Origin of the sequence: Paraburkholderia sp. GV068, from assembly GCF_003058125.1 — a bacterium.
Classification (GTDB): Bacteria; Pseudomonadota; Gammaproteobacteria; order Burkholderiales; family Burkholderiaceae; genus Paraburkholderia; species Paraburkholderia graminis.
The window spans coordinates 104,710-124,653 of record NZ_QBUB01000002.1 but is presented as its reverse complement, the minus strand read 5'-3'; the positions used below and the strand labels follow the sequence as shown (position 1 = coordinate 124,653).

Genomic DNA, 19,944 nt, shown 5'->3' with positions numbered 1-19,944 from the left:
TTTATTTAGCTCGGCAGACGTTTATCGCACTTATGCAGATTCAAGCTGCCATGAGTGCGTGATGCGTCTGTGTGGAACACGCCGCTTACAGGCAGGGAAATCTATGAATCGAACTTACCGCACTGTGTGGAACGCGGCGCTCGGCGCCTTCGTCGCCGCGTCCGAACTCGACCGGGCCAACGGCAAGGGCAAAGGCGCGTCTGCGGGCGTCGTCAATGTCTGCGCCGCGGCTGCAAGCAGCGACGCAACCGACGCGCGCAGCCGTGGTCGTGCCATGCCATCGCTTGCCGCGGCGGCGTTGGTGCTGCTGGGCAGCGGACTCGCCGCCCCGAGCGCGCATGCGCAGTTTGCGTTGGACGGCGGCAGCGCGAGCGGATCGACCAGTGCAATCGCAATCGGTATAGGGTCGACTGCCTCGCAGCAGAACTCCACGGCGTTGGGCAACCTGGCGATCGCCACGGGCATCTCTGCAAGCGCATTAGGACCTGGCGCGCTGGCTTCCGGAAACAATTCGACGGCCGTGGGTATTAACTCGACGGCGAGCACCACGGGCACCGTTGCGGTAGGGCTCGGCGCCGTTTCGTCGGGAGCCAGCGCCGTATCGATCGGCAGCACCAGTGTTGCGAGCGGCGTCAACAGTACTGCGACGGGCTATCTGTCCAGCGCAACGGCTCAAGGTGCTGCCGCTTACGGTACTTCGGCAGGCGCAACCGGGCTTAATTCCAGTGCGCTAGGACCCGGCGCCAAGGCGTCCGATACCAATAGCTCCGCGTTAGGATCGTTCGCCAACGCTTCCGGCGCGGCCGCTGTCGCGGCGGGCGCTGCCAACGCTTCGGGCGCCTCTTCGTTCGCGGGAGCGGCCGGGGCAACGGCATCGGGCGATCACGCGACGGCCCTCGGACCCTTGTCGACTGCGGCCGCCGGCACGTCGGTCGCCATCGGCAATCAGGCGATCACGACCACCGCGGGCGATGCCGGTGTCGCGGTCGGTTCGGGCGCGATGGTGAGCGGCGCATCCGGCGTCGCGGTCGGCGTGAACAGCGGCGCGTCGGGCACTGGGGCGATTGCGATCGGCGTGGGCGGCACCGCAGGTGTACCGGGCTCCGGCACGCAGGCCACCGGCAACTTCGCGATCTCGATGGGCAACAACACCATTGCGAGCGGCGCGTCGGCTCAAGCCTTCGGCAGCGGCGCGACGGCCAGCGGCAACAGTTCGGTTGCGGTGGGCGTCGGCGCGCTGACATCCGGACTGTCGAGCAGCGCCTTCGGCAATCTCGCGAGGGCGACCGGCACCTCGGCCGTCGCGCTCGGCGCGGGCGCGAATGCAACCGTCGACAACACCTCGGCGCTCGGTCTCAACGCGAGCGCCACGGCAACCTCCGCGACGGCGCTGGGTGCGGGCGTTCATGCAACGGCCCTGAACGCGACGGGCCTCGGCATCAACGCGCTCGCCACCGGCGTGCAGACCACGGCGTTGGGCGGCGCGACCACGGCAAGCGCCAACAACGCCACCGCGGTCGGCTATACGGCGGTCGCGTCGGCGGCAGGCGCAACGGCAATGGGCATCGGCTCACAGGCGCTTGCCACGATGACGGTCGCCTTCGGCGCCAACAACATCGTCGCGGCCGCGGCCGGCACCGGCGCCATTGCGGGCGGCCATAATTCGCAGGTCACGAGCGGCACGGGCGCGGTCGCACTCGGCGAAGCCCAGACGGCGAGCGGCAACGGCGCAGTGGCGATCGGCGATCCGAATTCGGCCATCGGCAACGGCGCCATCGCGATGGGCGCGAACAACACGTCCAACGGCCAGGGCGCGATCGCGCTCGGTAACGGAAACCTGGCGACCGGACAAGGCTCCGTCGCGCTCGGCAACGCGTCGCAGGCCAACAGCGCGGGCTCAGTTGCACTCGGCGATACGGCCGTCGTGCAGGCTGCCGCATCGCGCGGGCTCGCGCTCGGCTCGGGCGCCAACGCGAGCGTGGCCAACAGCGTCGCGCTGGGTGCGAGTTCCACGACGACCACGTCGACGCCCACCTCGGGCGCGACCATCGGCGGCGTGAGCTACTCGTTCGCCGGCGCGTCGCCTGCGGGCGTCGTGAGCGTGGGCGCGTTGGGTGCCGAGCGGCAAATCCAGAACGTGGCCGCGGGTCAGTTGAGCCAGTCCAGCACGGACGCCGTGAACGGCTCGCAGCTTTACGCGACGAACCAGCAGGTCACGGCCAACAGCACCGCCATCGACAACATCAACAACGGCGCGGGCATCAAGTACTTCCACGCCAATTCGACGCTGGCCGATTCTGTCGCCACGGGCGCGGATGCAATCGCCGTGGGCGGCAACACGCAATCGACGGCGGCGAACGCCGTGGCCGTCGGCTCCAACGCTATCGCCAGTGTCGCGAACAGCGTGGCGCTGGGTGCGGGTTCCACCACCACGGCCGCCACGCCGACGTCGGGCGCGACCATTGGCGGCGTGAGCTACACCTTCGCCGGCGGCGCACCCGCAGGCGTCGTGAGTGTGGGCACGTCGGGCGCCACGCGGCAGATCCAGAACGTGGCCGCGGGCGAGTTGAGCCAGTCGAGCACGGACGCCGTGAACGGCTCGCAGCTCTACGCGACCAACCAGCAGGTGACGGCCAACAGTACCGCCATCGACAACATCAACAACGGCGCGGGCATCAAGTACTTCCACGCAAGCTCGACGCTCGCGGACAGCCTGGCGACGGGCACCGACAGCATCGCCATCGGCCCGGCCGCGGTCTCGGCCGGCACCTCGAGTCTCGCCGCGGGCAATGGGGCCTCGGCGCAGAACGCCAATTCGCTTGCGCTCGGCACGCTGTCGAGTGTCACCGTCGACGACGGCGTGGCGATTGGTTCGGGCTCCGTATCAGATCGCGCCGTGCTGTCAGGCGTCGGTTCGATTGCCAACGGCACGCATTCGATTCCCTACAACACGTCGGATCGCACGCTGCTCGGTGCCGTGTCGTTCGGCAATGCGTCGACGAACACCTATCGCCAGCTCACCAATGTCGCGGACGGCACTGAAGCGCAGGACGCCGTCACGGTGCGTCAGCTTGCCGGCGCGTTGTCGTCGTTTGCCGTGACCGGGCAGTTGTACTTCCACGCGAACTCGACGGCGGCCGACTCGCTCGCCGTCGGCGCCGAGTCCATCGCGGTGGGCCCCACGACGGTCGTGAACGGCGACAACGGCGTGGGCATCGGCAACGGCGCAGTCGTGGATGCGACGGCGCCGGGCGGCGTGGCGATCGGCCAGGCATCAAGCGCCGCGCAGGCCGACGCAATAGCGCTCGGCAGCGGCAGCGTGGCGGGCGGCGCACAGTCGATTGCGCAGGGCGCGAATTCGAGCGCGGCCAACGTCGGCAGCGTTGCGATTGGTTCGGGCGCGCGCAGCAGTGCCGTGGATGCCATCGCGTTTGGCTCGGGAGCTAGCGCGACGATGGCGAACAGCATCGCGCTCGGCGCCGGCTCGCTGACAACGGTCGGCGCGCTCAGCAACTACGTGGCGTATGGGTTGAGCAGTCCGCAATCGTCGGCGGGGGAAATCAACGTCGGCAACCGGCAAATCACGGGCCTGGCCCCTGGGCGCCTCGGCACCGACGCCGTGAACGTCTCGCAACTCGACGCCGTCGCTTCCCAGCTCACGACGCTCATCAACCAGAACACCACCAATAACGGCGGTGGCTATACGTCGACGCCGGGCACCGGCAACAGCACGGCGCCCTCGTCGACGGGCACGAACTCGTCCGCGGGCGGCTCCGGGGCCGTCGCCTCGGGCTCGAACAGCACGGCGGTCGGCAACGGCTCGCAGGCGACGGGCAACGGCTCGACGGTGGTGGGTACGGGCGCGACTTCGTCGGGCAGCGGATCGGCTGCAATCGGTGCGGGCAGCGACGACGGCGGCCGCTCGAACGTGGTTGCCGTGGGCTCCGCAGGTTCGACCCGCCAGGTCGTCAACGTCGCGGCGGGCACGGCGCCGACCGATGCCGTGAACGTCGGCCAGCTCAACGCGAGCGTGAGCAACGCGCTGTCACAGGCGAACAGCTACACGGACAGCCAGGTGGCCGGCCTGCGCAACAACCTCGACTCGTATCGCCGCGACGCGGACGGCGGCACCGCCACGGCGATGGCTGTAGCCGGCCTGCCGCAGCCGTCGGGGCCGGGCAAGAGCATGGTGTCGATTGCGGGCAGCGTGTATCGCGGTCAGTCGGGCCAGGCGCTCGGCGTTTCCACGATCTCGGAGAACAACCACTGGGTCTACAAGGCGGCCGTCTCGACGAACACGCGCGGCACCTACGGCGCCGTAATGGGCGCGGGCTATCAGTGGTAGGCGCGGAAGGCGCGGAAAGCGCACTAGCCGCAGTAGCCAAGCCGATGCGAAACCTCAAACAAGACAACAAGCGAATCATGAAATTACAACCAGCTATGCTGCTTTCGATGTGCCTCGCGGCTGCCGTCGTCATGCAGGGATGCGCGGTGCCGCAGACGCCGCCGAAGTTTCCGGACGCCACGTCCGCGTCGCCGGCCGGCGGCACGTTCGTGAACGTGGCGAACCTGCGCAACGTGAGTACCGGGCTCAACAAGGACCAGCTCTATGACCTGATCGGGCCGCCGCACTTTAACGAGTGGTTCGTGGGCAATCATGTCTGGAACTACCTGTTCGATTTCCGTCGCGGCGACCGGGTGGTGTCGTGTCAATATCAGGTGCAGTTCGACAAGAACATGCGCGTGAGCGCGACGTACTGGCGCGATCCACAGTGTGCGGACTTGATGAGTGACGCCGCACCGGTTGCGCCCGCTCCGGTCGCGGCGAAGCCGGCGGCGCTCGAACAGTTTACGTTCGAAGGCGAGGCGCTGTTTCCGTTCGGGAAATCGAGCCTCAACTCGATGCTGCCGCGCGGCCGCGCCGAACTGGACGCCGCGATCGAGAAAATCCGCAAGGAAGACGGCGTGACGCGCATCGACGTGGTGGGCCACACCGACCGTATCGGTTCAGACGAGAGCAACCGTGCGCTGTCGCAGGCGCGAGCCGAAACCGTGAAGGCGTATCTGGTGGCGCACGGCCTCGACGCTGAGCGCATTCGCGCTTCGGGCGCGGGATCGTCGCAGCCGGTTTCCCATTGCCCGCCGGGTGAAACGCCTGCCGTCATTGCTTGCCTGCAGAAAGACCGGCGGGTGACGATTGCGATTTACGGGCAGCGGTGAGGGTTGGTGGTTGGGGTTGCGGTGATATGCAGTGGGGGTAGTGTGGGGAGCGGTTGTTCCGGTGACCGCTCGCCAGTACCCCGGATTTGCGAAGTGCTCGGGCAGAGCCACCGCAATCAGGCAATTGAGCCGCGCCTTCGCAGGTTGGCTGGTCTTCTTCGATTAGTCGTCTCGCTGCCCCGCGTGTCGCATGGCAGCGTCTAAAATGGGTTTACCCCTGCCGTCCGGCCGCCCGGAGGCCGCTCATGAAAATCCGCCGACTCGCTGCGTCGCGCGCCAGAGTGCTTGTGAGTGCCACATGCCTGGCATCCCTGACATTCCAGGCGTCCGCCAGCTACGGCGCACCTGCGGCCGAGGCGAATCCATCGAACACCATAACAATCGTCGCAGGAACCTACGGCCGAAACTGCGGCCAGCAGGAGGGCAACGCCACGCTCGACCTCGCGCGTCGATGCGATGGCCGCACAGCCTGCACCTACATGCTGACCGGTGACGTCGCCGGTGGAGGCGTCCTGTCATGCCGCAGCGATCTGACAGCGCAATGGCAGTGCGGCGACGGCCGGACGCACGCCGCAGCGCTTGCGCCAGGCGCGGCGCCGGGCGACCGACTGTTGCTCGGTTGCCGCGAGTTTCCCGGCGCGGGCAAATGACGCGGAAGCCCCGCAACGCTGCCCCTTGCCCCGCCGGACGGCTTGGACCATCATGCTAGGATCGTCAGTGCCAGGGTGCTGGGGGAAATATCATGGCTACATTCGGTATCGACGCTGTGCGCATCAACCCTTCGAACGACCGGATCACGCATGTGCGCTGGGCCACGGTCGACCCCGCCACGCGCAGCTGGTTGTCGCCGACCTCGATCGTCGAAGTCGCTCAGGTGGTGGCCGCGATCCGTCGCGGCGACGCTGTCTGGTCGCTCTTCACGCTCGGCGGCACGCGCTTTCTCGGGCCGAAAATCGTGGCCGTCTCCCACACCAACGGGCATGACGGAATCGACACCGACGTCCCCGACGGCCACATCGAAAAATGCATCGACGACCTGCCGCGCATCTAGCGCGCGGCCCGCGCTTTCGTCGTACGTTGCCGCTCAGCGCAGTTCGAGCCACATCGGCTGATGATCCGACGACCGGCTGTGCGCGTCGACCTCGCAACTCACGACGCGCGGCGCAAGGTCTTCGGTGACGAACACGAAGTCGCAGGCAAACGGTCCGTCCGGCCATTGCTCGCGGTCGTACAGGCCGACCGTCGCGGCGCGTGCGTCGTTGCCGTGCGCGAGCGTCCAGGCGTCGGCGAATGCGGGCGCGCCGGCAATCGGCTCGAGCATCTTGCGATACGCGGCGCTTTCGAACGCGCTGTTGAAGTCGCCGCAGACGATTGCGCTCATCGGACGCCCCGTGTCGGCGAATGGGCTGTCCTGCTTCTCGGCGCGCGCCGGGCGGCGCGCGTGCCCGCATGCTTCCTGATGCAGCTCGCGCAGCCTCTCGACCTGCGCGAGCCGCTGCGTTTCCGAATAAAACTCCAGGTGCGTGCTGATCACGCGCAACGGGCCGACGTCGGTATCGATCACGGCCTCGAGCGCGACGCGCAGCATCGACGGCTTCGCGGGGTCGGCGGGCCACGGCAGCGAGTGGCGCAGTACCTGCCTGACCGGCAGACGCGTGACGATCGCGTTGCCGAACTGCCGCCGCTGCTTGCCGCCGCCGACGCCACCGCCGACGCCCGGAAGGTCCGAGCCGATCGCGTCGATTACGGTCATGCCGGGCAGCAACGCGGCGAGTTCGGCGAACTGATCGGCGCTGGGCCCACCGGCCAGTCCGCCCATCTGCTGCGGCTCATGAAAGCCGCGCGTCACTTCCTGCATGCACATGATGTCGAAATCGCACAGCGCGCGCGCCTCGCGCACGATGCGGGCGAGATCGACGCGGCCATCCACGCCGCGCCCCCACTGAATATTCCAGTCGACGAGCCGCATGAGATTCTCCTGCAAGAGCTGTGTTGGTAGTCTATCGCTCAGAGGCGAGTCGAGCCGTCCGCGGTGTCCGGCCGACGTAACGGCACCCACAACGCGTGACGATTTTTATCGCGCATCGTGTCGATTCCGCTGCCGTCGAATCGTCGTAGCAGTGTGTCCAACTTCTCAACCGAAAGGCGGCTTACCATGACTACCGGAACCATCAAACTCCACCGCGTGCTGCGCGCGCCTGCCGAACGCGTTTATCGGGCGTTCCTCGAACCGGACGCGCTCGCGAAATGGCTGCCTCCGTATGGCTTTACTTGCCAGGTCCATCACTTCGAAGGGCACGTGGGCGGCACCTACAAGATGTCGTTTCGCAACTTCGGCACCGGCCACAGCCACTCGTTCGGCGGCGAGTACGTCGAACTCGTGCCGAACGAGAAAATCCGCTATACCGACCGCTTCGACGATCCTAATCTCCCCGGCGAAATGTCCGCGACGATCACCTTCCGCACGGTGCTGTGCGGCACCGAAGTCTCGATTCTTCAGGAAGGCGTGCCCGAGGTGATTCCGGTGGAGATGTGCTACCTCGGCTGGCAGGAATCGCTGATGCAACTCGCGAAGCTGGTCGAACCGGAGATTCCGGCCGAGCCGGTTTGACGGGCACGTCCACCGTTTAATGCCATCTTCGCCGCCCGTTTTGTCGGACTCGTTCTGCGCGTAGACTGAATGTAGGTCCCGCATTCGCCGGCAAACGTGTCGATGCGTGCGCTGCGGTTTCTGCTGCAACGCGGCACGCAGACGAACGGGCGTCGGCTGCAAGACGGAGGTGGCCATGAGCGATTTCAACGAGGCCCGCGAGCGGATGGTGGAGCGGCAGCTCGTCCGCCGCGGCATTTGCGATTCACGTGTGCTGGATGCGATGCGCCGCGTGCCGCGCGAAGCGTTCGTGCCCGACTGTCTGCGCGATCTCGCTTACGAAGACAGGCCGCTGCCCATCGGCAACGATCAGACCATCTCGCAGCCGGCGATCGTCGCGACGATGATCGAGGCCGCGGAGCTTTCGTCCGCCGACATCGTGCTCGACGTTGGCACCGGCTCCGGCTACGCGGCTGCCGTCGCGGCCGCGCTTTCCGCGCATGTCCATTCAATCGAACGTCACGCGGACCTGGTCGCGATGGCGCGCGACATTCTCGCGCGGCTGAACATTTCGAACGTGACCGTTTATCTCGGCGACGGCACGGCGGGACTCGCGGAACATGCGCCGTACGACGCGATCATCGCCGCAGCGGGCGGCCCGCATATTCCGGGGATATGGCGCAAACAGCTCGCGATCGGCGGCCGGATCGTGATGCCGGTCGGCCGCGAGCGGCACTATCAGAAGCTCGTCAAACTCGTGCGCCGCAGCGAGGACGACTACGAAAGCTGCTCGCTCGGCGAAGTGAGCTTCGTGCCGCTCGTCGGCGCCGACGCGTGGCCCGCGCCCGATGCGGCGCAATCGGACGGCACGGCGCCGCAGCGCATCCAGGAGACGTCGCCATGAACGGCTATCAGATCACTTTTTTCACGCAGCAGGATCGGCGGCATCGCGGCAAGCCGATGGCCGACTGGCTCGTCGTTCTCGCCGGCGAACTCGGTCTGCGCGGCGCGACCGTGATACCGGCGAGCGAGGGTATCGGCCACCATCATCGTGTGCATTCGGCGCATTTTTTCGAGCTGGCGGATCAGCCGTTATCGGTCGTGATGGCAGTAACGAGCGACGAAGCCGCCAGGTTATTCGAGCGCCTGCGCGCTGAGGACGTGCATCTGTTCTACGTGAAGACGCCCGTGGAATTCGGTGTAACCGGCGATGACGATGGGAACGTAGCACCGTAGCGCGCTCGCTGCGGTGCAGACGCAAAGCGAAACACGCCGGCGCTCCGCAAAGAGCGCCGGCGTCATGCAGCGAGCCACACGCAGTCGCCATCAAACCACAGTAATCACCACGTCGATGTTGCCGCGCGTCGCCTTCGAATACGGACACGTCTGGTGCGCCATATCGGTGACCTTCTGCGCAGTTTCGCGTTCGATTCCGGGCAGGCTGACATTGAGCCGCGCACGCAGAAAATAGCCGCTATTGTTCATTGCCAGATCGATTTCGGCGTCGACGGCCGTTTCGGCGGGCAGTGCGACTCCCAGCGTCTTCGCTGCGATACCCATTGCGCCGATGAAGCACGCGGACCACCCTGCGGCCAGCATCTGCTCGGGGTTCGTGCCGGTCGCGGATGCGCCGGGCGAGCCGAGCTTGACGTCGAGCCGGCCGTCCGAACTGCGCGACGCACCATCGCGTCCGCCGGTGGTGTGGGTCTTGCCGGTGTACAGCACTTTGTCTGATTGGGTCATGATCGATTTCGTCGGTAATAAGTCGGTAGATAAGGAAAAGTACCAAGAGCGTGGCCGCTTAGCAGCCCGCTTTAGCTCCCTTGATAAATCTTGTTCAGCGATGCCAACTCGCCGCTTTTCGTCGCACGCGCCAGTTCCTGGCGAACCTCGAAGCGGCTCTTCGCGGCAGTGTTCTGCGCCGGCGTCCATTGCTGCGTGTGCTGCCCGTCGACGTTGCTCACGGCAGCGGCGGGATTGGCGGCAAAAGCCGGAAGCGTCGTAGCGGAAACAGCCAGAGCCAAAGCGATCATCGAAACTTTCATGTCGTTCTCCAGAATAGGTAGGAAGCCAAGCATCCGTCGGGTTTCAGCGAGGCTTGCCGAAGAGCGGCGATGTCCGCATCGCAACATCTGGCGTGGCCTCGAATCCGTCGTTGATGAGATTAGAGTCGCGCCGGGTATCTGGCTTGTGTCGGCGAAGCGGCGTATTGCAATGCTGTGTATCTCGCGGCGCCGCATATACAGTGCGATACAAATAGATCGACGCCGCGCGCCGCGAAATGGCGAAACGCGGGCGAACGCGGCCGAACGCGGGCCAACCCAGCTAGAGCGCACCGGTGCAATGTTTTGTGTCAGATACAGGTTCGGATACATTGCGACATAAACCGCGGTCGGACGCGCGTTATAAAGCAGGCATCGAGAGTCACGGAGATGCTGATGAACACCGAAACGCTAAAGGGAAGCTGCCACTGCGGCTCCGTCAAATTCGAGGTCAGGACACCGCTTGCGCCCGCCGCGCGCTGCAATTGCAGCCTGTGCCGCCGCAAGGGCGCGCTGATGAGCCCGCCGTTCGAGGCCGGCCGGTTGACGATCACGCAAGGCGAGGACGCGCTCACGCTGTATCAGTTCAACACGCGCGTCGCGAAGCATTTCTTCTGCAGGCACTGCGGTATTTATCCGTTTCATCAGACGCGCCGGGACGCGAAGCTGTGGCGCGTCAATATCGGTTGCCTGGAAGGGATCGATCCGTATACGCTGGATGCCGGTCTTTCCGACGGCGCCAGTCTTTCCGTCGTGGAGGACGCATGAAGCGGCTGCTTGCAATCATCGCGTTCATCGCGGGCGGTGTGGCGGCCGAATGGGCGCATCCGGTCCAGTGTTCGATGCTGTGCGCGAGCCGGGTGCAGGTGAAACGTCAAAAGAGATGATCCATTCATGGACACGATCGACCACGTACTGATCGTCGACGACGACCGCGGCATTCGCGAACTGATCGCCGGCTATCTGGAGAAGAACGGCATGCGGGTTTCGCTCGCGGCCAACGGGCGGCAAATGCGCGCCGCTCTCGAGCAGGGCGCACCCGACCTGATCGTGCTCGATCTGATGATGCCCGGCGAAGACGGCCTCGTGCTATGCCGCGAACTGCGCGCGGGCAAATTTCGCACGGTGCCCGTGCTGATGCTCACCGCGCGCAATGAAGAAGCGGACCGCATTCTCGGCCTCGAAATGGGCGCCGACGACTATCTGCCCAAGCCCTTTGCGGTGCGCGAACTGCTCGCGCGCATTCGCGCGGTGCTGCGCCGCGCGCGCATGCTGCCGCCCGGCATGCAGGTAACGGAAAGCGCGCAAATGCTCGGCTTCGGCGACTGGCGGCTCGACACCACGGCGCGTCATCTGCTCGACGCCGAAGGCACGATGGTCGCGCTAAGCGGCGCCGAATACCGCTTGCTGCGCGTATTCCTCGACAATCCGCAGCGCGTGTTGACACGCGATCAACTGCTCAATCTCACGCAAGGCCGTCAGGCCGATCAATTCGACCGCTCGATCGATCTGATGGTAAGCCGTCTGCGTCAGCGCTTGCGCGACGAGGCGCGCGAGCCGCGTTACATCAAGACGCTGCGCAGCGAAGGCTATGTGTTTTCCGCGGCCGTGAACGTGATCGGGGACCCGCAATGACATTTCTTCGGTCGCTGCACTGGCCGCGCACGCTGTTCGCGAGGTTGACGTTGATTCTCTTCGTCGGACTCGCGTCGGCGCAGGCGCTGTCGTTCTGGCTCACCATGACCGAACGCGACCAGACCATGACGAACGTGATGATGGGTTACATCGAACGCGAGGTCGTGAGTTCGGTCGCGCTGCTCGATCATCTGCCCGCTAACGAACGCGCTCAATGGCTGCCGCGTCTCGCGCGGCGCAGTTACGAGTTCATGCTGGGCCCCGGCGTGAGCGGCGGCCCGGTGGATGCGAACCTGTCGGCGCGCGTCGCGCGCTCCATCGCGGATGGCATCGGCACGAACTACCCGCTCACGGTGAATGCGGTGCCGGGCGAGCGCGAACGGCTGCAGGTTCATCTGAAGCTCAGCGACGGCTCGCCGCTCACCATCGACATGCGGCCGATGTCCGGCGCGCCGCTGTCGCGCTGGTTGCCGCTCGTGCTGCTGCTGGAACTCGCGGTGCTGCTCGGCTGCTGCTGGTTCGCGGTGCGCACGGCCACGCGTCCGCTCAACGAGTTGGCGGTCGCCGCCGATGCGCTCGGCCCCGATCTCAAGGCCGGGCGTCTCAGCGAAACCGGGCCTTCCGAAATCGCGCGCGCGGCCCGCGCTTTCAACGCCATGCAGGAACGCATTGCGATGTACGTCACCGAACGCATGCAGATTCTCGCGGCCATTTCGCACGATCTGCAAACGCCGATCACGCGCATGCGTTTGCGCGTCGACATGATGGACGCCGAAGCCGAAGGCGCGAAGCTGCGCCAGGATTTGCAGGAGATGGAAGCGCTCGTGAAAGAAGGCGTCACGTATGCGCGCACGCTGCACGGCGCGACCGAAACGCCGTGCCGCATCGATCCCGATGCGCTGTTCGACAGCCTCGTTTGCGATTACGTGGATGCCGACCAGGCCGTGTCACTGCATGGCCGCTTCGACATGCCGCTGATGACGCGGCCGCAGGCGCTGCGGCGCATCGTCGGTAATCTGGTGGATAACGCGCTGAAGTTCGGCGGCGCGGCGCAGATCGAGATCGCGATGTCGCCGGACAAGCACGCCACCATCTCCGTGCTCGATCGCGGCCCGGGCATTCCCGCCGATTCGCTGGAAGATGTGTTCCAGCCGTTCTACAGAATCGAAGGATCGCGCAATCGGCAAACGGGCGGCACAGGGCTTGGCCTTGCGATCGCGCGCCAACTCGCGCTTGCGATGGATGCCACGCTCGAACTTCATAATCGCGCCGGCGGCGGGCTGGAGGCGAGGCTCACGCTGCGCAATCTCGTGAAGGCGTCGCCGGCTACGGTCGAGTGAGCGTGGCCAGTAGCGAATAAAGCGAAAGCCCGCATTCGCTGCAATGCATATCACGATTGATCGTTTTGCCGCGGCGCATCGCATTGCTAGCATCGTCGACTTCTCCATGAAGCGCCGCTGCCGCAATGAGCCAAAGCAACACGCCGTTAAATCTGCCGCCCGATCCACCTTCGTCGCGTAGCCGCCGCCGTCTGCTCGGCCGTCTTGCGGCGGGCGGTCTGGTCGCGTCGCAAGGCGCGGCGGCAGCAGCGGGCGAACTGCTCAGGCCGCTCGAAGTCGCGCCGTCGAGCCGTGTGCCGGGCGCGCCGGTGCTCGAGCATCCGTATGGCGTGCCGTCGCCGCGCGAAGCCGGCGTCGTGCGCCGAAGTGCCCGCCAATGGCCGCTGCCCGGCGCGGCTTCGTCGATGACGCCGCTTGCGGATCTGCATGGCACGATCACGCCGAACGGCCTCGTCTACGAACGTCATCACGGCGGCGTGCCCGACATCGACGCCGATCAGCATCGGCTCGCGATTCACGGCCTCGTGCGCACGCCGAAGCTCTTCACGATGGACGACCTGCTGCGGCTGCCGGCGGAGTCGCGCATCCACTTCCTCGAATGTTCCGGCAATACCGGCAGCGAATGGAACGGTCCGAGCGGCTTGCCGGTGCAACTGACGCACGGTCTGCTGTCGTGTTGCGAGTGGACAGGCGTGCGTCTTTCCACGTTGCTGGAAGAGGTCGGCGGCGTGTCCGTGCAAAGCAACGCTAACGGCGGCGCGTGGCTGCTCGCGGAAGGCGCGGACGCCGCCGCGATGACGCGCAGCCTGCCGCTCGATCGCATACTCGAGCGCGCGCTCGTGGTCTATGCGCAGAACGGCGAACGCTTGCGGCCCGAGAACGGTTATCCGTTGCGGCTCATCGTGCCCGGCTTCGAGGGCAATACCAATGTGAAGTGGCTGCGCAGACTCAAAGTGGTCGACGCGCCGCTGCAAACGCGCGAGGAGACGTCGAAATATACCAGCCTGCTCGCGAACGGCACCGCGCGTCAGTTCGTGTTCGAGATGGATGCGAAGTCGGTCATCACGCGGCCGTCGCCGGGGCATCGTCTCACCACGCACGGTTATTACGCGATTAGCGGCATTGCGTGGTCGGGGCGCGGCACGATCCGCAAAGTCGAAGTTTCCACCGATGGCGGCGCGTCATGGCGGCTCGCGCGTCTTGATGGCGCGGCACGCGACCGTGCGCTGACTCGTTTCGAAGCGGATTGGCGCTGGGACGGCGCGCCGGCCGAGATACTTTCGCGCGCCACCGATTCCACCGGCTACGTGCAGCCCACGCGCGCGCAACTCGTCGCCGCGCGCGGCCTGAATTCGCAGTACCACTACAACGCGATCCAGCAATGGCGCGTGGATGCGAGCGGCGAGGTGCGCAATGCGTGAACGCCCTTCGACGCGCATCGCCGCGCTTGTTTTCATGACGACGCTCGCCGCTTGCTCGTCCATCAAGCCCGATTCCCGCGATGCAAGCGCGACCTACGGCATCGGCACGCCGCTTAACGAAACGACCATCGCTGCCTGGAACATCGACATCGCACCCGACGGGCGCGGCCTGCCCGCCGGGAGCGGCGACGTGGCCACCGGCGCGCGCGTGTTCGCCACGAAATGCGCGGCGTGTCACGGCGCGCGCGGCGAGGGCGGTCTCGGCGACCCGCTCGTGGGCGGCCTAGGCACGTTGTCGGGCGCGAAGCCGAAGCGCACCGTGGGCAGCTACTGGCCGTACGCCACGACGCTCTTCGACTATATTCGCCGCGCGATGCCGTACAACGCGCCCGAATCCCTTTCCGCCGACGAGGTCTATGCGGTCAGCGCGTTTCTGCTGAACCAGAACGGCATTGTGCCCGCGGACACGCGGCTCGACGCGGCATCGCTGCCGCGCGTCGCGATGCCGAATCGCGATGGCTTCGTGCCCGATCCGCGTCCGGGCCAGCTCTGACATGGAGCCGTAATATCGCTCGTGCGCGTCGTCGCGCGTTAAAACATCGGGTTTATCACTCCAGCAGATAAACGTATCGGATTTGCTTCGTTGTCGTCGGGTGCGCGCGCCGGTACATTCATCTGACTGCGACCCGATACGACGAAGAGTTTCCCGTGACGACAGCCTTTGCTTCCACCGCCGCCCAGCATTCTCACGATTCCCACGCCGCCGGCGGCGCCATTGCCGATCAGCCCATCGAGATTCGCGCTTTCGACGGCCCGCTCGGCGCCGAAGTGCTCGGCCTCGATCTGAGCAAGCCGCTTGCCCAGGCGGATTTCGCGCGCATTCATCGCGCGCATCTCGACTATCACGTGCTGGTGTTTCGCGATCAGCGCATTACGCCGGACGAGCAGATTGCTTTCAGCCGCCGCTTCGGTCCGTTGCAGATCCATGTGCTGCATCAGTTCCAGTTGCCGGACTATCCGGAAGTGCTGGTGGTGTCGAATATCGTCGAAAACGGCAAGCCAATCGGTCTCGGCGATGCCGGTCATTACTGGCATTCCGATCTGTCCTACAAGGAAAAACCGAGCCTCGGTTCCTTGCTGCATGCGCAGGAATTGCCGGCCGAAGGCGGCGACACGCTGTTTGCCAACATGCATCTCGCGTGGGACACCTTGCCCGCGCATCTGCGCAGCGCGGTCGAAGGACGCACGGCCGAACACACGTATCTCGCGAAGTACGCCGAACTGCAAAAGCGCAGCCCGTGGCGGCCGAATCTGTCGCCTGAGCAGATCGCGCAAGTGAAGCCGGTCGTGCATCCGATCGTGCGGACGCATCCGGAGACGGGGCGCAAGGCGCTGTTCGTGAGCGAGCATTTCACGACGCGTGTAATCGGCTTGCCCGAAGACGAAAGCCGGCAATTGCTCGAAGAACTCTTCGCGCACAGCGTGCGCGCCGAACATGTGTACCGGCATCGCTGGGCGGAACACGACATGGTGTTCTGGGACAACCGTTCGTTGATGCACCTCGCGGCCGGCACGCCGGATGACCAGCGGCGCAAGCTGTATCGCACGACGATCGAAGGCGACGTGCCTTTCTGATCTTTTGCGCGCAACCAGCGCGCCGTGCCATTCACACAACTCAAATACTTAAACGCCACTCGCCGATCGGAGTTTCGATGTTCGCCAGGTTTCATTCGACCGCTTTCAGTCATACAGTCAATCATTTCAAGCGTCGTTTCACCGCGACGTTGCTCGCCGTTTCTATCGGCGCGGCCGGCATGAGCGCCGCTATACCCGCGCATGCCGAAGGACAGATCCGCATTGCCGAACAGTTCGGCATTGTCTATCTGCTGCTGAACGTCGCGCGCGATCAGCAGTTCATCGAAAAGCAAGGGCGCAAGCAGGGCCTCGACATCAAGGTGGATTGGGTGCAGCTCTCGGGCGGGGCCGCCGTCAACGACGCCTTGCTGTCGGGCGCCGTGGATGTCGCCGGCGCGGGCGTGGGCCCGTTGCTGACCATCTGGGACCGCACGCACGGCAAGCAGAATGTGAAGGGCGTCGCTTCGCTCGGCAATCTGCCGTACTACCTCGTGAGCAACAATCCGGACGTGAAGACGATTGCCGATTTCGGCGCGAAAGACCGCATCGCTGTGCCGGCGGTAAATGTGTCGGTGCAGTCGCGCGTGTTGCAATACGCGGCCGCGAAGCGCTGGGGCGACAAGGAATACAACCGCCTCGACAAGTACACGCAGGCGCTGCCGCATCCTGATGCGGCGGCGGCGATCATCGCGGGCGGCACGGAAATTACCGGTCACTTCGGCAATCCGCCGTTTCAGGATCAGGAACTCGCGGGCAATCCGAAGGCGCATATCGTGCTGAATTCCTACGATGTGCTCGGTGGCCCGAGTTCCGCAACGGTTCTCTATGCGACGGAAAAATTCCGCGACGGCAATCCGAAAACGTACCGCGCGTTCGTCGATGCACTCGCCGACGCATCGCGTTTTATTGCCGCGAATCCGGACGCCGCCGCCGATATTTATCTGCGCGTAAACAAGTCGAAAATCGATCGCGCGCTGCTCCTGAAGATCATCAAGGATCCGCAAGTGGAGTTCAAGATCGCGCCGCAAAACACGCTCGGTCTCGCGCAGTTCATGTATCGCGTGGGGGCGATCAAAAACGAGCCGAAGTCGTGGAAAGACTATTTCTTCGACGACCCGGCAACCGCGGCAGGCAGTTAAGCATGGCGCTTCGTGTTTCTAACTTCAGCGGAGTGCGGGGCGGTGGTGAGCCGCTCGCGCAATCCGCAACCTGGGAGCGATCCGATGGTGGCTAATCCCACGCTACTCTTTCCCGAACGCGCTGACCGCGCCGTGCGCAGCGGTCCCGCCGTCAGCGAAAAACTGCTCGCAGTGGAGAACGTCAGCCTCGAATACCGCACGCGCGAGCGCATTGTCCGCGCGACGCACGAGGTCAGCTTCGACGTCTACGGCGGCGATCGCTTCGTGCTGCTCGGGCCGTCGGGCTGCGGCAAGTCGACGTTGCTGAAGGCCGTGGGCGGTTTCATCGAGCCGAGCTCGGGCACCATCTCGCTCGACGGTCAGATCGTGCGCGGTCCTGGCGCCGATCGCATCGTCGTATTCCAGGAGTTCGATCAGTTGCCGCCGTGGAAAACGGTGCTGCAAAACGTGGCCTTTCCGCTGCGCGTCGCGAAGAAGCTTGCGCGTGCCGAAGCAAATGAGCGCGCTTTGCATTATCTCGACAAGGTCGGCCTCGCTGCGTTTGCGAATGCGTATCCGCACACCTTGTCGGGCGGCATGAAGCAGCGCGTGGCAATTGCGCGCGCGCTCGCGATGCAGCCGCGCGTCTTGCTGATGGATGAACCGTTCGCCGCGCTCGACGCATTGACGCGCCGCAAGATGCAGGAAGAACTGCTGCGTTTATGGGAAGAAGTGAATTTCACGCTGCTGTTCGTGACTCATTCGATTGAGGAAGCGCTGATCGTGGGAAACCGCATTCTGCTGTTGTCGCCGCATCCGGGCCGCGTGCGTGCCGAGTTGAACAGTCACCAGTACTCGCACGACAGTTTCGGGCGCAACGATTTTCAACGCAGCGTCGCGCGTATTCATCGCCTGTTGTTCGAAGAGACGGAGGCCGCGCAATGAGTTCGCCCGCCACTTTATTGCCGCCGATTCGCGACGAATACGAACGCCCGCTCGAACCGCCTGGCGACATCGTGCTCGAAGCGCCATTGCCGCTCGGCAAACGCGTCTTCGCGCAAAGCTGGGTGCGCAAGGTGCTGATCGCGCTGGTGCTGATCGCCGTGTGGGAAATCGCCGCGCGCGTGGTCAACAACGATCTGCTGCTGCCCACCTTCGGCGCGACTTTCATCGCGTTCGTGCAGGGCGTGTTGTCCGGCGAATTGCTGCAAAAAACGGCGGTGTCGATGTCCGTGCTGCTGCGCGGTTATCTGCTGGGTGCGGCGCTTGCGTTCGTGCTGACGTCGCTGGCTGTGTCGACGCGTGTGGGCCGCGATTTGCTGTCGATGCTCACTGCGATGTTCAACCCGCTGCCTTCCATCGCGCTGTTGCCGATCGCGTTGCTCTGGTTCGGTCTCGGCACCGGCAGTCTGTTATTCGTGCTCGTGCATTCGGTACTGTGGCCGCTCGCGCTCAACACGTACTCAGGTTTCCAGTCGGTCCCGGCGACGCTGCGCATGACCGGACGCAACTACGGCCTGACGGGAATGCGCCACGTACTGCTGATTCTGATGCCGGCCGCGTTGCCGTCGATTCTCGCCGGCTTGCGGGTGGGCTGGGCGTTTGCGTGGCGCACGCTGATCGCGGCCGAGCTGGTATTCGGCGCGAGTTCCGGCAACGGCGGACTCGGCTGGTACATTTTCCAGAATCGCAACGAGCTTTACACGGACCGCGTTTTCGCGGGACTTGCAGCGGTAATCGTGATCGGGCTCTTGATCGAACATCTCGTGTTCGATACGTTGGAACGGGTGACGGTGCGGCGCTGGGGCGTGCAGCACTAGTCATGCGAAAGCGGCCGCGAGGCCGCTTTTTTCATTTGCAATGCGCGTTTTAACCGCGCGAGCGCGCCGCGCCTACGGACAATGGCCGGTCTTTCTCCTCGTCTTTTACTTCATTGCGTCCCGCAAGTTCGGCTGTCGTCTCCGCGCCGAACAGAAACACCGCCGCCGAAAAATACAGCCACATCATCAGCACGGCGAGCGAGCCTGCGGCACCGAAAGAACTCGCGGTGCCCGCATGCGTGAGATAAAGCCCGAACAGATGCCGTCCGACCGAAAACAGTATCGCCGCCGTCATCCCGCCGACCGCCGCATGCGCGAGACTCACCGGCGCGTCTGACATCCACCGAAGCAGGGCGGTGAACGCGGCGCCCAGCACGATCAGGCCGAGTACCGTTTGCACGATCGCGGTGACGACGACCAACGGCGAATCGCCGAATATCGCGTGTCCGGCGAACGTGATCGCCGTGTCTAGCACGAGCGACACCACGAGCAAGAAGCCGAGGCCGAGCACCATGCCGACCGACACCAGCCGCGTGCGCACGAGCCACGTAATGCTGCCCTTGCTTTTGACGTTTTTCTCCGCCTCGAGCACCACGTCGAGCGCGGTGTTCAGCGAAGTAAAAGTCGCCGACGCACCGATGATCAACAACACGACCGACACCACGGCGGCAATGCCGCTGCCGCTCGCGCGATGCGCGTGTTCGACGATGGTCTGCATCGCTTCCGCGGCGTCCTTGCCCATAATGCCGCGCACCTGCTCGAACAGACGTCCGCGCGCGGCGTCCTCGCCGAAGAACCAGCCGGCGACCGCGAGCACCATCAGTAGCGTCGGCGCAAGCGAGAACGCCGAGTAAAAGCCGACGCTCGCGGCCATCATCGGGCAGCGGTCCGACATGAAGCGCTTGCCTGCGTTGACCACGGTGGTGAAAGCGCCGCGTAGCTTTCCGTGCTTTTTCGGCGCCGCAGCGGGTGAAGAGACCTTGTTCATAAACGCCTCGCCATTGAGCGTGATTGCGCGCCGCATTCCATTCGAGTAGCCGATAACCGGGCCGCCGAAGCCGCAGCGCTGGATTGCACGCCGCATGTCGCGTGCCCGCCAGGCGGGCGTGTCACGGTGGCCGGT

Annotated in this window: 21 protein-coding genes; 17 read left to right on the top strand and 4 right to left on the bottom strand. The window is 65.1% G+C overall.

Features of this window, described 5'->3' with window-relative positions:
- Positions 1–103: 103 nt before the first annotated feature.
- From C8K18_RS05455 to C8K18_RS05440, 4 genes are all read left to right on the top strand, one after another.
- Positions 104–4,345 carry a YadA-like family protein gene (locus C8K18_RS05455; RefSeq protein WP_107706886.1) on the top strand — a complete coding sequence of 1,414 codons (4,242 nt, stop codon included), beginning with the start codon at positions 104–106 and terminating at the stop codon, positions 4,343–4,345.
- A 44-nt stretch (positions 4,346–4,389) separates the two neighbouring features.
- Positions 4,390–5,220 (top strand): OmpA family protein, encoded by an 831-nt coding sequence (locus tag C8K18_RS05450; protein WP_035569616.1) that lies wholly within the window; start codon positions 4,390–4,392, stop codon positions 5,218–5,220.
- A gap of 245 nt (positions 5,221–5,465) precedes the next feature.
- The gene (locus C8K18_RS05445; RefSeq protein ID WP_107706885.1) at positions 5,466–5,870 is read left to right on the top strand and encodes a hypothetical protein; all 405 of its coding nucleotides are present in this window, start codon (positions 5,466–5,468) and stop codon (positions 5,868–5,870) included.
- 92 nt (positions 5,871–5,962) lie between these two features.
- Complete coding sequence (locus tag C8K18_RS05440; RefSeq protein ID WP_006049563.1) at positions 5,963–6,271, top strand: hypothetical protein; 309 nt, start codon at positions 5,963–5,965, stop codon at positions 6,269–6,271.
- Positions 6,272–6,304: 33 nt separating this feature from the next.
- Here C8K18_RS05440 and C8K18_RS05435 read toward each other — a convergent pair whose 3' ends face one another.
- Entirely contained in the window at positions 6,305–7,189 is an 885-nt protein-coding gene (locus C8K18_RS05435) for an endonuclease/exonuclease/phosphatase family protein (protein ID WP_107706884.1), read from the bottom strand.
- A gap of 186 nt (positions 7,190–7,375) precedes the next feature.
- Between C8K18_RS05435 and C8K18_RS05430 the strand changes: the two genes are divergently transcribed.
- From C8K18_RS05430 to C8K18_RS05420, 3 genes are all read left to right on the top strand, one after another.
- Positions 7,376–7,831 (top strand): SRPBCC family protein, encoded by a 456-nt coding sequence (locus C8K18_RS05430; RefSeq protein WP_006049561.1) that lies wholly within the window; start codon positions 7,376–7,378, stop codon positions 7,829–7,831.
- Between the two features lie 175 nt (positions 7,832–8,006).
- A complete protein-coding gene (locus C8K18_RS05425) occupies positions 8,007–8,714 on the top strand; it encodes a protein-L-isoaspartate(D-aspartate) O-methyltransferase (protein WP_107706883.1) in 708 nt (235 codons plus the stop codon).
- Positions 8,711–9,046 carry a DUF190 domain-containing protein gene (locus C8K18_RS05420; protein ID WP_107706882.1) on the top strand — a complete coding sequence of 112 codons (336 nt, stop codon included), beginning with the start codon at positions 8,711–8,713 and terminating at the stop codon, positions 9,044–9,046. Before C8K18_RS05425 ends, C8K18_RS05420 begins: the two co-directional genes overlap by 4 nt.
- Positions 9,047–9,136: 90 nt before the next feature.
- On the opposite strand, the gene C8K18_RS05415 is transcribed toward C8K18_RS05420, so the two are convergent.
- Both C8K18_RS05415 and C8K18_RS33620 read right to left on the bottom strand, forming a co-directional pair.
- A complete protein-coding gene (locus C8K18_RS05415; protein WP_006049558.1) occupies positions 9,137–9,553 on the bottom strand; it encodes an organic hydroperoxide resistance protein in 417 nt (138 codons plus the stop codon).
- A 71-nt stretch (positions 9,554–9,624) separates the two neighbouring features.
- A complete protein-coding gene (locus C8K18_RS33620; protein WP_244231036.1) occupies positions 9,625–10,185 on the bottom strand; it encodes a DUF4148 domain-containing protein in 561 nt (186 codons plus the stop codon).
- A 63-nt stretch (positions 10,186–10,248) separates the two neighbouring features.
- Between C8K18_RS33620 and C8K18_RS05405 the strand changes: the two genes are divergently transcribed.
- From C8K18_RS05405 to C8K18_RS05365, 10 genes are all read left to right on the top strand, one after another.
- Positions 10,249–10,620 (top strand): GFA family protein, encoded by a 372-nt coding sequence (locus C8K18_RS05405; RefSeq protein WP_006049556.1) that lies wholly within the window; start codon positions 10,249–10,251, stop codon positions 10,618–10,620.
- Positions 10,617–10,739, top strand: a complete 123-nt coding sequence (locus C8K18_RS33615) for a hypothetical protein (protein WP_006049555.1) — start codon at positions 10,617–10,619, stop codon at positions 10,737–10,739. The genes C8K18_RS05405 and C8K18_RS33615 overlap by 4 nt, the downstream gene beginning before the upstream one ends.
- A 7-nt stretch (positions 10,740–10,746) precedes the next feature.
- On the top strand, positions 10,747–11,487 hold the full coding sequence (locus C8K18_RS05400; protein WP_006049554.1) for a response regulator: 741 nt from the start codon (positions 10,747–10,749) through the stop codon (positions 11,485–11,487).
- Positions 11,484–12,827, top strand: a complete 1,344-nt coding sequence (locus C8K18_RS05395; RefSeq protein ID WP_107706880.1) for an ATP-binding protein — start codon at positions 11,484–11,486, stop codon at positions 12,825–12,827. The genes C8K18_RS05400 and C8K18_RS05395 overlap by 4 nt, the downstream gene beginning before the upstream one ends.
- Positions 12,828–12,952: 125 nt before the next feature.
- Positions 12,953–14,248, top strand: coding sequence for a sulfite dehydrogenase (gene soxC, locus C8K18_RS05390; protein WP_053860008.1), 1,296 nt, complete (start codon positions 12,953–12,955; stop codon positions 14,246–14,248).
- Entirely contained in the window at positions 14,241–14,801 is a 561-nt protein-coding gene (locus C8K18_RS05385) for a c-type cytochrome (protein WP_107706879.1), read from the top strand. The genes soxC and C8K18_RS05385 overlap by 8 nt, the downstream gene beginning before the upstream one ends.
- A 155-nt stretch (positions 14,802–14,956) precedes the next feature.
- Positions 14,957–15,883, top strand: coding sequence for a TauD/TfdA family dioxygenase (locus C8K18_RS05380; protein ID WP_107706878.1), 927 nt, complete (start codon positions 14,957–14,959; stop codon positions 15,881–15,883).
- A gap of 77 nt (positions 15,884–15,960) precedes the next feature.
- Positions 15,961–17,022: an ABC transporter substrate-binding protein gene (locus C8K18_RS05375; RefSeq protein WP_107706877.1), complete on the top strand. Its 1,062-nt coding sequence runs from the start codon at positions 15,961–15,963 to the stop codon at positions 17,020–17,022.
- Positions 17,023–17,106: 84 nt separating this feature from the next.
- Positions 17,107–17,946: an ABC transporter ATP-binding protein gene (locus C8K18_RS05370; RefSeq protein ID WP_006049548.1), complete on the top strand. Its 840-nt coding sequence runs from the start codon at positions 17,107–17,109 to the stop codon at positions 17,944–17,946.
- Positions 17,943–18,821, top strand: coding sequence for an ABC transporter permease (locus C8K18_RS05365; RefSeq protein ID WP_006049547.1), 879 nt, complete (start codon positions 17,943–17,945; stop codon positions 18,819–18,821). The genes C8K18_RS05370 and C8K18_RS05365 overlap by 4 nt, the downstream gene beginning before the upstream one ends.
- Before the next feature lie 49 nt (positions 18,822–18,870).
- On the opposite strand, the gene C8K18_RS05360 is transcribed toward C8K18_RS05365, so the two are convergent.
- Entirely contained in the window at positions 18,871–19,809 is a 939-nt protein-coding gene (locus C8K18_RS05360) for a YihY/virulence factor BrkB family protein (RefSeq protein ID WP_053860810.1), read from the bottom strand.
- Positions 19,810–19,944: the final 135 nt, after the last annotated feature.